General features: G+C 37.0%; 15 protein-coding genes. 3 read left to right on the top strand and 12 right to left on the bottom strand.

The features are described from left to right. Nucleotides 1-56: 56 nt before the first annotated feature. From carB to BCR21_RS00770, 10 genes are all read right to left on the bottom strand, one after another. On the bottom strand, nucleotides 57-3,236 hold the full coding sequence (gene carB / locus BCR21_RS00815) for a carbamoyl-phosphate synthase large subunit (protein WP_069644629.1): 3,180 nt from the start codon (nucleotides 3,234-3,236) through the stop codon (nucleotides 57-59). Beyond that, nucleotides 3,236-4,315 (bottom strand): carbamoyl phosphate synthase small subunit, encoded by a 1,080-nt coding sequence (locus BCR21_RS00810; RefSeq protein WP_069644628.1) that lies wholly within the window; start codon nucleotides 4,313-4,315, stop codon nucleotides 3,236-3,238. Before BCR21_RS00810 ends, carB begins: the two co-directional genes overlap by 1 nt. 2 nt (nucleotides 4,316-4,317) lie before the next feature. Next, nucleotides 4,318-5,601 (bottom strand): dihydroorotase, encoded by a 1,284-nt coding sequence (locus BCR21_RS00805; RefSeq protein ID WP_069645526.1) that lies wholly within the window; start codon nucleotides 5,599-5,601, stop codon nucleotides 4,318-4,320. Nucleotides 5,602-5,610: 9 nt separating this feature from the next. Continuing rightward, nucleotides 5,611-6,537, bottom strand: a complete 927-nt coding sequence (locus BCR21_RS00800; protein WP_069644627.1) for an aspartate carbamoyltransferase catalytic subunit — start codon at nucleotides 6,535-6,537, stop codon at nucleotides 5,611-5,613. Between the two features lie 163 nt (nucleotides 6,538-6,700). Further along, complete coding sequence (locus BCR21_RS00795) at nucleotides 6,701-7,987, bottom strand: solute carrier family 23 protein (RefSeq protein ID WP_069644626.1); 1,287 nt, start codon at nucleotides 7,985-7,987, stop codon at nucleotides 6,701-6,703. A 33-nt stretch (nucleotides 7,988-8,020) separates the two neighbouring features. Continuing rightward, nucleotides 8,021-8,578, bottom strand: coding sequence for a bifunctional pyr operon transcriptional regulator/uracil phosphoribosyltransferase PyrR (gene pyrR / locus BCR21_RS00790; protein ID WP_069644625.1), 558 nt, complete (start codon nucleotides 8,576-8,578; stop codon nucleotides 8,021-8,023). A 377-nt stretch (nucleotides 8,579-8,955) separates the two neighbouring features. After that, nucleotides 8,956-9,861 carry an RluA family pseudouridine synthase gene (locus BCR21_RS00785; protein ID WP_069644624.1) on the bottom strand — a complete coding sequence of 302 codons (906 nt, stop codon included), beginning with the start codon at nucleotides 9,859-9,861 and terminating at the stop codon, nucleotides 8,956-8,958. Next, on the bottom strand, nucleotides 9,848-10,324 hold the full coding sequence (gene lspA, locus BCR21_RS00780) for a signal peptidase II (RefSeq protein ID WP_069644623.1): 477 nt from the start codon (nucleotides 10,322-10,324) through the stop codon (nucleotides 9,848-9,850). Before lspA ends, BCR21_RS00785 begins: the two co-directional genes overlap by 14 nt. A gap of 6 nt (nucleotides 10,325-10,330) precedes the next feature. Continuing rightward, nucleotides 10,331-11,032 carry a CBS domain-containing protein gene (locus BCR21_RS00775; RefSeq protein WP_069644622.1) on the bottom strand — a complete coding sequence of 234 codons (702 nt, stop codon included), beginning with the start codon at nucleotides 11,030-11,032 and terminating at the stop codon, nucleotides 10,331-10,333. After that, nucleotides 11,032-11,415, bottom strand: a complete 384-nt coding sequence (locus BCR21_RS00770) for a hypothetical protein (RefSeq protein WP_069644621.1) — start codon at nucleotides 11,413-11,415, stop codon at nucleotides 11,032-11,034. Before BCR21_RS00770 ends, BCR21_RS00775 begins: the two co-directional genes overlap by 1 nt. Before the next feature lie 227 nt (nucleotides 11,416-11,642). On the opposite strand from BCR21_RS00770, the gene BCR21_RS00765 reads away from it, so the two are divergent. Continuing rightward, nucleotides 11,643-11,828 (top strand): hypothetical protein, encoded by a 186-nt coding sequence (locus tag BCR21_RS00765; RefSeq protein WP_069644620.1) that lies wholly within the window; start codon nucleotides 11,643-11,645, stop codon nucleotides 11,826-11,828. A 90-nt stretch (nucleotides 11,829-11,918) separates the two neighbouring features. Here the strand turns inward: BCR21_RS00765 and BCR21_RS16935 are convergent, their stop codons facing one another. Next, complete coding sequence (locus BCR21_RS16935) at nucleotides 11,919-12,158, bottom strand: hypothetical protein (RefSeq protein ID WP_069644619.1); 240 nt, start codon at nucleotides 12,156-12,158, stop codon at nucleotides 11,919-11,921. A gap of 278 nt (nucleotides 12,159-12,436) precedes the next feature. Between BCR21_RS16935 and BCR21_RS00755 the strand changes: the two genes are divergently transcribed. Continuing rightward, complete coding sequence (locus tag BCR21_RS00755) at nucleotides 12,437-12,637, top strand: cold-shock protein (protein WP_025869040.1); 201 nt, start codon at nucleotides 12,437-12,439, stop codon at nucleotides 12,635-12,637. A 35-nt stretch (nucleotides 12,638-12,672) separates the two neighbouring features. Here BCR21_RS00755 and BCR21_RS00750 read toward each other — a convergent pair whose 3' ends face one another. Beyond that, the gene (locus BCR21_RS00750; RefSeq protein ID WP_069644618.1) at nucleotides 12,673-13,116 is read right to left on the bottom strand and encodes an EbsA family protein; all 444 of its coding nucleotides are present in this window, start codon (nucleotides 13,114-13,116) and stop codon (nucleotides 12,673-12,675) included. Between the two features lie 84 nt (nucleotides 13,117-13,200). Between BCR21_RS00750 and BCR21_RS00745 the strand changes: the two genes are divergently transcribed. Continuing rightward, on the top strand, nucleotides 13,201-13,596 hold the full coding sequence (locus tag BCR21_RS00745) for a ribonuclease HI family protein (RefSeq protein ID WP_069644617.1): 396 nt from the start codon (nucleotides 13,201-13,203) through the stop codon (nucleotides 13,594-13,596). Nucleotides 13,597-13,621: the final 25 nt, after the last annotated feature.

The raw sequence follows: 13,621 nt of genomic DNA, 5'->3' as shown, positions 1-13,621 counted from the left end.
TTGAGTAAAAAGCGCCTAAGACTCGTGGGTCCGCTTTTTCTCACCTTTTATTTAATTTAGATAGACTCAGTTGAAAATGCTCGTGATTCTAGTACTTTCAGGATTGCTTCAGCTGTATCTAAAGAAGTAAATAACGGAACACCATGTTCTACTGCCTCACGACGAATCAAAAATCCATCTTGATTTAGATCAGAACGATTTTTATCCATTGTATTCACAACAACTTGAGCTTCACCACTGCGGATCAGGTCTAGAACCGTTTCCCCGCCTTGATTTATTTTAAGTACCGTTTTCACTGATAATCCGTTATCTGCTAAGAAATCTGCCGTACCTTTTGTTGCAATTAAGCTATAACCGATTTCATTGAAACGTTTTGCTAAGGCAAGAGCTTCTTCCTTCGTTTCATCTGCTATGGTAAACAAGACCGCGCCAAAACTTGGCAAGTGTAGTCCCGAAGCCTCGAAAGCCTTATATAATGCTTTTTCTAAACTATAGTCAGTACCCATTACTTCACCAGTTGATTTCATTTCAGGACCTAAGTATGTGTCTACTTTTTGAAGCTTAGTGAACGAGAATACTGGTGCCTTGATGTGGACTTGCTGACTTTCAGGATACAAACCATCTTGGTACCCTAAATCAGTTAGTTTCTCACCTAGAATTGCTTTAGTCGCTACCTGAGCCATTGGAATTCCTGTGATTTTACTTAAAAACGGTACTGTTCGACTTGCTCGAGGATTAACTTCTATCACGTAAACTTTCTCCTCGTGGATCACAAATTGGATGTTCATCATACCAACACAATTCAGCCCGATTGCCAGTTTTCTTGTATAGTTAGTGATTGTTTGTTGAAGCTCTTTTGATAAGGTTTGCGGTGGATAAACAGCCATTGAATCTCCGGAATGGACTCCTGCACGCTCGATGTGTTCCATAATACCTGGAATCAGAACAGTTTGACCATCACAAATCGCATCAACTTCACACTCTTTACCAAGTAAGTAGCTATCTACTAAGACTGGATGTTCAGGTGAAGCTTTTACTGCGTTACGCATGTAATCTTCTAAATCTTTTTGATTCTCAACAATTTCCATCGCTCGTCCACCTAATACATAACTAGGACGAACTAAGACAGGATACCCGATTTTATTGGCTACAGCCACCGCTTCTTCGGCGCTCGTTGCAGTATCTCCTGGTGGTTGAGGAATATCTAGTTCTTGTAATGCTTGTTCAAATAAATCGCGATTTTCAGCTCTATCTAAATCTTCAATCGAGGTTCCTAATATTTTAACACCTTGTTTTACTAAAGGTTCCGCTAGGTTTATCGCTGTTTGACCACCAAACTGCACAATAACGCCAGTTGGTTGTTCTAATTCAATCACATTCATTACATCTTCTAGTGTCAGTGGTTCAAAATAAAGTTTATCTGAAATTGAGAAGTCTGTTGAGACAGTTTCGGGATTACTATTCATAATGATTGCTTCAAATCCTGCGGCTTGAATCGCTTTTACAGAGTGAACCGTTGCATAGTCAAACTCCACACCTTGTCCGATTCTAATAGGTCCTGAACCTAGTACTAATACGGATGGTTTCTCAGAGCGGATACTTTCGTTTTCAAATTCATAAGTGCTGTAAAAATAAGGTGTCTGAGATTCAAATTCTGCTGCACAAGTATCGACCATTTTATAGACAGGAAGAATCTTTTGTTCATGACGATAATCTGCAACAGCTTGCTCTGTTAATTGCCATAGTTCAGCAATTTTTCTATCGGTAAACCCATTTTGTTTAGCTTCTTTTAAGATCTCAACATCTTTGATATTTTCTTGTAATGCTGTTTCCAACTCAAAAATATGAAGTAGTTTATCTAGGAAAAATAAATCGATTTTGGTTAGCATGGCCAAATCTTCGATTGTAAAGCCTCGACGAATCGCTTCTGATAGATAAAATAGTCGGTCATCTTGCGCTTTCACTATTTTTTCAGTCAATAACTCATCACTAACTTCTTGGATTTCTTTTATCTCATTATGATAAGTACCGATTTCAAGTGAGCGAACAGCTTTTAATAATGACTCTTCGATATTACGTCCAATTGCCATGACTTCGCCAGTTGCTTTCATTTGAGTGCCTAAACGACGTTCCCCTTTTTCAAACTTATCAAAAGGCCAGCGGGGAATTTTTGCTACGACATAATCTAAAGCGGGCTCAAATTCTGCATAAGTTGTTTCAGTGACTGGATTTTTCATTTCATCTAATGTTAGACCCACAGCAATTTTTGCTGCTAATTTAGCGATTGGATAACCTGTTGCTTTACTAGCTAATGCTGATGAGCGAGAAACACGTGGATTCACTTCGATCACATAATAGTTGAAACTGTGAGGATCTAAAGCTAATTGGACATTACAGCCGCCTTCTATTTTTAAAGCTCTGATGATTTTAAGGGACGCATCACGAAGCATTTGATATTCATGATCAGATAAGGTTTGACTTGGTGCAAAAACAATCGAATCTCCAGTATGGATTCCAACTGGATCAAAGTTTTCCATGTTGCACACAACGATCGCATTATCAGCAGAATCACGCATTACTTCATATTCGATTTCTTTAAACCCAGCGATACTTTTTTCAATCAAACATTGGGTTACAGGTGACAATTTCAATCCGTTTTCAGCGATGGTGCGTAATTCTTCTTCATCGTCACACATCCCACCACCTGTACCGCCTAAGGTGAATGCAGGGCGAACGATGATTGGGTAACCGATCGTATTAGCAAATTCTACCGCTTGTTCGACTGTATTGACGATTTCACTTTCGGGAATCGGTTGATCTAAATCTTCCATTAATTGTTTAAATAAATCACGATCTTCTGCTTGATCGATTGCATTTAATTTTGTTCCTAGTAATTCTACATTTAGTTCATCTAAGATCCCTGAAGCAGCTAATTCCATTGCCATATTTAGTCCTGTTTGACCTCCTAAAGTCGGCAATAGTGCATCTGGACGTTCTTTTCGTAAAATACGAGAAACAAATTCCAATGTGATCGGTTCAATATAAACCTGATCCGCAATTTCTTTGTCTGTCATGATCGTCGCTGGATTTGAATTGACCAAAACAACTTCGTAGCCTTCTTCTCTTAAAGCAAGACATGCCTGTGTGCCGGCATAGTCAAATTCTGCAGCTTGGCCAATAATAATTGGCCCTGAACCAATAACCATGATTTTTTTGATATCTGTTCTTTTTGGCATTAGTCTTGCTCCTTCCATGCATCAATTAGTTCCATAAATTCGTCAAATAAATGAAGACTATCGTGTGGACCTGGTGCTGCATCTGGATGATATTGCACTGTAAAAGCTGGGTATTGACGATGCCTAACGCCTTCAACAGAGCCATCATTTACTTCTACATGGGTAACCAATAATTTTTCTAGATCGACGGTTGTTTCATCTACTGCATAGCCATGATTTTGTGAAGTAAAATCGATTCTTCCTGTCGCGATTTCTCTTACAGGATGATTCAATCCCCGATGACCAAATTTCATTTTGTACGTATCTGCTCCATTCGCTAAAGCAAACAGTTGATGACCAAGACAAATACCGAAAATCGGTACCTTTCCTTGAATGGATTGAATCATTTCGATTGCTTCCGGCACATCTTTGGGATCTCCTGGACCATTTGTCAGCATTACACCATCTGGTGAAAGTTCTAAAATTGTTTCAGCAGTTGTGTTGTATGGTAAAACGGTCAAATTACAATGACGTTTCGATAGCTCGCGTAAAATACTATGTTTCAAGCCAAAATCAACTACCACTACATTACGGCCAATACCTGGACTTGGATATGGTTTTGTTGTGGAAACCTGTGCTACTTGATTCTTGGGTAAAACTGTTGCTTTCAGCTGATCAAATTCATGAGTCAAATCATCATCTGCATCAACAAAGGCCGCTTTCAGTGTTCCAACAGAGCGAAGTTTTCTTGTCAGCGCACGTGTGTCAATTCCTGAAATCCCAGGAATTCCTTTTCTTTTCAAAAATTCGTCCAATGTCATTTGTGCACGCCAGTTTGATGCAAGTCTGGCATGTTCTTTAACAACGACACCTTTACAAGTTGGGGAGATTGATTCGTAATCATCGCGATTGACACCATAATTACCAACCATTGGATAGGTAAATGTAATAATTTGACCATTGAAACTTTGATCAGTGATTGTTTCTTGATAGCCTGTCATGCTTGTTGTAAATACAACTTCTCCAACAACATTAACATCTGCACCAAACGCTTTTCCTTCAAAAACAGTTCCATCTTCTAGTATCAATAGTCGCTTCAAATCTATGCATCTCCCTTAGACCATGCTGATTGTCCATCAACAAAGGTCATTAATGTATTCCCTTTTACTTTCCAGCCAACAAATGGTGTATTGATTCCCATTGACTCAAACTCTTTGTCATCGATTGCCTCTTCCAACTCTAAATCAAAAACTGCGATATCTGCTTGAGCACCTATTGTAAGTGTCCCAGCTTCTAAACCAAAAATCTCAGCAGGTTTCGTTGCCATCCAGTTAATTACCTGTTCCAAGGTGAATTTTCCAGTTTCAACAAAGTGCGTATAAATCAATTGGAATGCTGTTTCGCTTCCTACAATTCCAAATGGTGCTTTTAGGAATGTTTGATTTTTTTCTTCTAATCCATGGGGAGCATGATCTGTTGCGATACAATCGATCGTGCCATCCAATAACCCTTCAATCAAAGCATCACGGTCAGATGTCGCTCTAAGTGGTGGATTCATTTTCCAAAAGCCATTATCTTCGGGAATATCTTCATCGATCAAAATCAAGTGGTGAGGAGCAACTTCTGCAGTTACATGAACCCCAGCTCGTTTAGCATCACGTATCACGCGGACACTTTCTTTTGTTGAAACGTGACAAACATGATAGTGAACGCCTGTTTCACCGGCTAAGACTACGTCTCGAGCAATTTGAGATGCTTCTGTAGAACTTAATATCCCTGGTAACCCCAATTTCTTCGAGATTTCCCCTTCATGCATAACTCCGCCAAAAAGGAGTGACTCATCTTCTGTATGTGCCACGATTGCCATGCCAAGTGATGCAGCTTCTTTCATTGCAAGATACATTGTTCCTGCAGTTTGTACACCTACCCCGTCATTTGTAAACGCGAAAGCCCCGACTTCTTTTAGCGCTTTTTGGTCTGTTAATGTTTCACTGCGCAATTCTTCTGTGATTGGTGCATATTGTAGCACTTTTACAACAGCATTTTTTTCAATGATTTCATAAACTTCTTTTAATTTTTCTGCAGTATCTGGTACAGGATTTAAGTTTGGCATAGCGCAAACAGTTGTATACCCGCCTCTTGCTGCTGACTTACTCCCAGTTTCAATTGTTTCTTTATAAGTAAATCCGGGTTCTCTTAGATGAACATGTACGTCAACTAGTCCTGGTGTAATCAATTGTCCTTTAGCATCGTAAACTTTTTCAAAAGTACCTTCTTCAAAAGATTCTCCAATTGCTTTGATTCTGCCATTTTCGATCCATATTTCTGCTGGTATCAATTGATTATCTTTTTTTATGATCTTTCCATTTTTGATAAGTGTTTTCATTTTGTTCACCTATGCCTTCCCATGTAATACTGCTTCTAAAATTGCCATTCTCATATATACGCCGTTGCTCATCTGTTGAATTATTCTAGATTGAATTCCTTCAACTAAAGAATCTGCCAGTTCAACATCGCGATTGACAGGAGCCGGATGCATAATGACCGCGTGTTTTTGTAATTGTTTCGCTCGTTCAACAGTTAAACCGTATTGTTGATGATACTCTGCTTTTGAAAATATTTCAGATCCATCGTGACGTTCATGTTGTACTCTAAGCAACATCATCACATCTACTGTTTCAACCACTTCATCTAAAGGCACATAATGCCCATATGCTTCAAATTGCTTATCATACCATTCCTCTGGTCCTGAGAAATAGATGGTTGCGCCAAGCCGTTTTAACATCTGCATATTTGATTTTGCGACTCTAGAATGTGTGATATCGCCGACAATCGCAATTTTTAATCCCTCAAAGTGTCTAAATTCTTCATATATTGTCATCAAATCTAGTAAACATTGTGTAGGATGCTGACCACTGCCATCTCCACCGTTAATGATTGAACACTGGATTGTTTTGCTTTGAATCAGTTCATCATAATAATTTTCTTCTCCATGACGAATGACTGCCACATCAACTCCGATTGCCGACATTGTCAGCACTGTATCATAAAGCGTCTCACCTTTTTTTACCGAGCTCATACTTTCTTCAAACTCGATTACTTCGATCCCTAACTTTTTCTCCGCAACATCAAAGCTCTTATGGGTTCGCGTACTATTTTCAAAGAATAAGTTGGTCGCAAAGTATTGTTTTTTCTCTGGCTGCCATGTTGCCCCTTGTTTAAATTCCTGTGCACGATGAATCAAGCCCATAACTTCTTGGTCACTTAATGCTTCTACGGTTAAAAGATGTTTTAAACTGATACGTTCAGATGTGATGATCATGCATTCATTCCTCCTTGTTTTAAAAGCTGGAAGAGCTCGTTCAACCTTGACAGAAAAACAGAAAATTATGATTGAAGTGCTCTTTATCTAGTTTATAATTTGTCTTTTTTCCGAGAGGCTAGCTCTTGAAGCTAGATAACGATAGTAACAACGTTTCGTCTTACTAGTTAGATTTTTCTTCACTGCGTGCTGTTTCTGGTAAAATCAAGTTTAGAATAATTCCTAAGACTGTTGCTAATGCCATTGATGATAACTCAAAGGTATCTAGTTTAAAAACTAAACCGCCGATACCGATGACTAAGATCACTGATGCAATCAGTAAATTCTTTTTCTTATCGAAGTTGATTTGATTATCTATTAAGATTTTCAAACCGCTAGCCGCAATTACTCCGAATAATACGAAACTGATTCCTGAAATCACTGGTCCAGGTATACTTAGGATGATTGCGCTCAATTTCCCTACAAAGCCAAGTCCAACGGCGAAGACAGCTGCTCCTGCAATAACAAACACACTGTGTACTCGTGTAATTGCTAGAACTCCGATATTTTCTCCATAACTTGTGACAGGAGGTCCACCGACCAAACCTGCTACAATCTGTGCAGCACCATCTCCCATCAATGTTTTTGATAAACCTGGGTTTTGGAAGAAGTTTCGTTTTGTTAGTTTATTTAAAACCATCAAGTGACCGATATGCTCTGTCATTGTGACAAATGCGATTGGAGCCATTGTCGTAATTGCATTTAAATAAAGTCTTGGTTGATAATGAACAAAAGGAATTTCAAAGTTCGGCATAGCGAACCAAGCTGCATTTTTGATTGGTTCGATGTCTACGATTCCGAACAATAACGCAACGAGATAACCACTTACGATTCCAAGTAAAATTGGAATCAAGCCTAGAAATCCTTTGAAAAACATATTATAGAAGATTGTTAAAGCAAGTGTGATCAAAGCAACTGAGATAAATTTAAAGTCATATACACCGTTGTTAAACATGGCATTATTAGCAGCACTAGAGGCAAGCCCTAATCCAATGACCATCACGACTGGTCCCACTACAATTGGTGGTAAGATTTTATCTAACCAAGCAGAACCAATTTTACTAATGATGATTGACACAATCAGGTAAACCAAACCTGTTGTCATTGCACCTTGAGCGATTGCTGGGTAGCCATCACTTTTCATCAGCATCTGCATCGCCGCGATAAATGCGAAACTACTTCCCAAATATGCTGGGATTTTTCCTTTCGTTACGAATAAATAGACGATTGTTCCAAGTCCTGAACTCACTAAAGCGATTCCTGGATCGATTCCTACTAAAATTGGGACTATAACTGTTGCTCCAAACATTGTGAATAAATGCTGTAAGCTTAAAGCAACCCAATGTGCTGTCTTTGGTTTATCATGAATATCTAAAACCGCTTCTTCATTACGAAATTCTTTTTCTGTCATCTCAACCTACCCTATCTTTGCTATTGTATTTGTCTACTCTTCAGTACTTGCGATCAAAATCCGATCTGCACCATCTTTTTCTTCCACTTCAACAATAATTTCTTCAGCCATCGAAGTCGGAATATTTTTTCCAACATAATCTGCTCGAATGGGAAGTTCTCTGTGTCCTCTATCTACTAAGACCGCTAATGAAATTTTTCTTGGTCGGCCAAGGTCCATCACTGCATCCATTGCTGCTCGGATTGTTCGACCTGTAAAGAGTACATCATCAATCAAAATCACTTCTTTCCCTTCTAATGAAACAGAAATATCAGACGAGTGAAGCTCCGGCTCTTCTAATGAACGTTCTTTCATTGATTGTCCGTCCATATCGTCACGATATAAGGTAATATCCAACTCACCTACAGGAACTTCAATGTTTTCTAATTGTTTTAAACGTTCTGCTATTCTTTGTGCAATGTAGATTCCGCGAGTTTTAATTCCTACCAATACGATATCTTGGATTCCTTTGTTTCTTTCAATAATTTCATAAGTGATTCTTGTAAGTGCTCGTTTCATAGTTACTGCATCAACGACTTCTTTTTTTTGCATTTTTTCTCCTCCTAAAAATTTGATTTTTACTGATGCCTTATGAGCAATTTGTTTCAGTGTAAAAGCATTACACTTGCTCTTTTTCATGTGTGTTAGAGATTGTTATTCCTTATCTTAAGTAGTTTAGGCTTTTAGTATGGTAGCTTCGCTCACTTTGTTCTTCGTGATTCACAGCAAACAAAAAATCCTCCCACCCGTGTTCGGATAGGAGGATTGAATTTATCTATACAAAGATACCATTCAGTTCACACAGATTTTTTCTAAGCGCACCTAGATATTGTTCTGCATGTTTCCTTCTTAGCCTCACGGGACTACTCTTAAAGGATTACTTATTTAATTTTCTTTCTCAAACAGTTTACCTTTTCTTTAGAAATAAATCAATCATTATTTCTTAATTGGTCTAAAGTTTTTTCAAAAAGATCGGGTAAAGGTGCTTCAAATACCATCATTTGGCCCGTTGTTGGATGTTTAAAACCTAGTACTTCAGCATGTAAAAATTGTCCTTTGCCTTTTAATGTTTTTCTTGGTCCATATAAAGGATCGCCAGCAACTGGATAGCCGATATATTTCATATGCACACGGATTTGATGCGTGCGCCCTGTTTCTAATTGAAGTTGAACTAAAGTAAAGCCTTCAAAACGTTCCAAGACTTCGAAATGCGTCACTGCAGGTTTTCCGCCTTCGATCACTGCTTGCATTTTTCTATCATTTTTTGAACGACCGATTGGTGCATTGATTTCACCTTTATCATGGGATATTTCGCCGTGGACTAAGGCAACATACTTTCTAAGTGAAGTTTTATCTTTTAATTGTTCAGCTAAGGCAATATGAGCTTTATCATTTTTAGCGACCATTAACAAACCTGACGTATCTTTATCGATACGATGAACGATGCCTGGGCGAATGATGCCGTTTATCGAAGACAAGTCCTTTATGTGGTATAACAGAGCATTTACTAATGTTCCATGCTGATGTCCTGCTGATGGATGAACGACCATTCCTTGAGGTTTATTAATAACTAATACATCATCATCCTCATAAACGATTTCAATTGGAATATCTTCTGCCAAAACATCAAGTTCTTCTGGTTCAGGTACATTGATACTGATTTCGTCGTTTTCTTTTACTTTATAATTTGAACGGGTAATTTCACCATTGACCATAATATTTTGGTCTTTTAACCATTGTTGAATTTGCGAACGAGAATGATTTTTCAATAGCTCACTTAAAACTTTATCGATCCGTCCTTTTTCTTGCTTTATTTTTACATTAATTTGGTCCATTTTTCCCATCCTTCGCTGCTTTTTCGTCTAAAATCAAATAAATAAAAATACATATCACGCCAATAACAAGCGCAGAGTCAGCAACATTGAATATAGGAAAGCTAATAAATTCTGTTTGGAACATATCAACAACAAAACCTAGACGAATACGATCGATAAAATTCCCGACTGCTCCTGCTAAGACTAAACTCAAACCGACTGTAAACCACTTGCTTCCATTAATATTTTTAACTAAAATATACAAAACCACGGCTACCACGATCACCGTGACGATATAAAAGAACCACATTTTCCCTTCTAAAAGGCTCCAAGCGGCACCTGTATTACGAAGGTTCGTAAATGATAACACTCCGGGAATAAACTCTTTCGTTTCACCTAAAGGGATATTGGCTACCGTTAAATATTTGACCCACTGATCTAAACCGACCAAAACTGCACTGATAATTAAATAAACTGCTAACAAGGGCTTTCATTCCTTCTCTACATTATTATATAAATCTCTTGGACGGATAATGCCAAGTAAACTGCCATTTGGATTACCGTCTTTTGTAATCAAGATCGCTTCTAATCTAACTTGAGTCACAAACAGCTCCTCAACTTGAAACACAGTCGTCTCTTTGCTGACAAATTGATAGTTACTGCCTTTATAATTGCTCACTAAAAGTTCAGAGGCTTTTCTTCCTTCTAATTGAATGTCTCCTTTTGAACTTTCGACCGCTAGCCAAATTCCCAAACCTCGTACTGTGATCAACCCTTTAAATATCCCATCATCATAGATTGGAAATTGTGAATATTGCTTGCGAGCTACAATCGATAAAATCTCTTTGATTGAAATGTTTACATCAAACCCTGTGACCTTTTTTGAAAAACGAGGGAAAACTTTTTCAGGACTGATCAACGCTTGTTCAATCTCCAGCATACGATTGACAGCCCACTCATTAGGTTCAGCTATCACAAAGTCAGTTGAAATCTGTTCGTGAACAATCGCATTCCTCAATTGAGCCATTTGTAGTAAATCATCTTGAAAAAGTGGGATTCGACCGTCTTTTTTTCTAGATAGTCTGCGGACCATTTCGCTGAATCCCATATTCGACGGATTATTTAATTGTTCACGAAACCATTTTTCAATCCGATTAAAACTACTTAAAAATTCTTCCGCTCTCTCGCCCATTATACTTTCTCCTTGATGACATAAGCTTTATTTAACATTGAAAATACAAAAATAAAATAAATAACAAGTAATAGTAAAATTCCTATTATGTTCAAATGCAACACAGGAATCAAAAACATGCCCATGAAAAGTATAACATAAATTAAAAGCAAAGTTGGGTTCATTCTTATCTCTAAATCAACTGTTTGCCCCTGATCGACCACTAAAAAAGGTGCGCTCTTCAAAAAGAAAAACTTAGCTTGTATTGTACATTCCGTTTCTTCTATTTTAACTTGTTTGGTTTCATTTTGGCTTAAGTAAAACCACTTTTCATCATTTTTCATGACCTCGATTGGACTACCCATTCCATAAAATCCGGTATTTCTAGTACAACGAATATTCATGTTGATTCCTCCTCGAGCTTTAGTCTAAAGTATATAACAAAAAGCTGCTAACTGGAAGAAAGAAGTTGCTTTTATGAAAATTAAATAGGGACATGCCTTACAAGGGTGTCAACTACAGATTTTTTGAAGGCATTACAACTTCAAATAACAATCCTTTAAGGATGAATTGTCAAGCATTTTTAAAAGTATTATACTGTAAAATAGGTACTTGAAAGGAGAGTTGAACGATGGCTTTATTATTCGAAATCGCGAGTTTTGTTGGTGCAATTGGTTTTATCTTGTTGATTTTTTCTTTTAGAAAAGATTTCCATACCCTTACTAGTTTACAAAAAACCGCTTTTATATTTTTGTCATTCAGCGCTATTATTCCATTTTGCTTTGGTTTAGTTGATGGCTTTTTAAGTTCGATTTAAATGGCAAGGAGGTTGGAACATAGATGTTTAACTCCGAGAAATAAGACAGAATTCACGAAAATTACTTTTTAAATTTTTGTGAACTTCAGCTTATTTCCAAAGGAGTTGCTTCTGCTCCCAACGTTTATTTGGATTCCTTAATGCTGGGATGTGGCTCTTAGAGCTATGTCCCAGCATCTTTTTAGATTTAAAATCATCCCATCGCATTATCATTTTCAGCGACTTTACTAGAGTTGGATTGAGGGAAGTAACTAAAATCCATTTACCTTCTTCATTTTCTGATAAATATTTTAATTGTGGAGAAATAAATTTTCGTTTTGTATTTTGCAAATAATTTTAGCTCCTCTTGATTAAACCAATCAACTTTGCTACTTTATTGATAAGTAATAAGTTAATATCCTGGAAAATTCCGATAGTATTCCCCATGAAAAAAGAAATTTACCGAACAATATTATGAAAAATCATATTTTCGTTAATGTATAACTTATTATAGTGTTCATTCCAGCCCTTTTCCACTATAAAATAGGCTTTTTTACAAAAGTTTGACGGGGTTCTTTTTTCACTTTATAATGATGCTAGACTTTAGAAAATAAAGGAGCGTGATTTGAATGGAAAAAGGGTTCGTCAAATGGTTCGATAATAGAAAAGGTTATGGCTTTATTGGTTACAATGAAGACGAGGAAATCTTTGTTCATTTCACAGCAATAGAAGAAGATGGCTTTAAATCTTTAGAAGAAAATCAAGCTGTTGAATTTGAAGTAATGGAAGGTACACGTGGTTTACAAGCCGCTCATGTGAAGAAAATATAGAAAAAACAGCATTCTGCTTAGCAGAATGCTGTTTTTTAATAATGTTTACTGATAGTCAATTCAGGATCATCAATAATTTTTGCTGTAAATAGTTCTTGTTGCTTAAGTTTTTCTATAAATGCTGCTTTATTTTTTTTGGTCATAATAAACATTTGTGTTTCTTCTTTTAGCTCAGGTGAGTTTACTTCAATACATTTAGGTCCAACTCGAATCATTTCGATAGCAGATAATGTTATTTTTTTACGCCTTATCGGTAATATCGCATGGATAATCAAATACTCGTCATCAATAATAAAATAACGATTGCATCCCAGAAAAGCAAAGAAAATGAAAATGCCTAACACAATATTGCTAATCAAATAAGGACGAGTATGTTCCAATGTTAAAATCAAACTTAAAAATAAAATGCCAAATGTACAAGACCAATAAATTATCGCTGTTGATAATTCTGGTTGCCAATGATAGACTTTTTTCTTCATGTAGCGACCCCTTAATAAAAATTTCAGTATGTTATAATAGTACCACACTTCAACTTTTAACGAAAAGAAAATAAGGAGACTTTTATGTTACGAATATATGTCGATGCTGCAACAAAAGGAAATCCCGGACCAAGTGGTGGCGGTATCGTTATTGTAGGAGATGCACTTCACGAACAAATCCATGTACCACTTGGGGAGTGTTCCAATCATGAAGCTGAGTTTAAAGTTTTTATTAAAGCTCTCCAATTAGTCATTGAAAAAGAGCTAAATGATCAAACAGTATTGATTCATTCTGATAGTAAAATCGTTGTTCAAACAATTGAAAAACAACATGCCAAAAATGCTATGTTCCAACCTTACCTACAAACTTTTCAACAATTAGAAAGTCATTTTCCTCTATTGTTGGTAAAATGGCTTCCTGAAAGCCAAAATAAAGGCGCAGACACTTTAGCTAAACAGGCATTACAAAAATATCAATAGAAGTTGTTCAAATACGATTCGTTCT

It is taken from the genome of Enterococcus ureasiticus, from assembly GCF_001730285.1.
Taxonomy (GTDB): Bacteria; Bacillota; Bacilli; order Lactobacillales; family Enterococcaceae; genus Enterococcus_L; species Enterococcus_L ureasiticus.
This window is presented reverse-complemented; position numbering and strand designations above follow the sequence as displayed.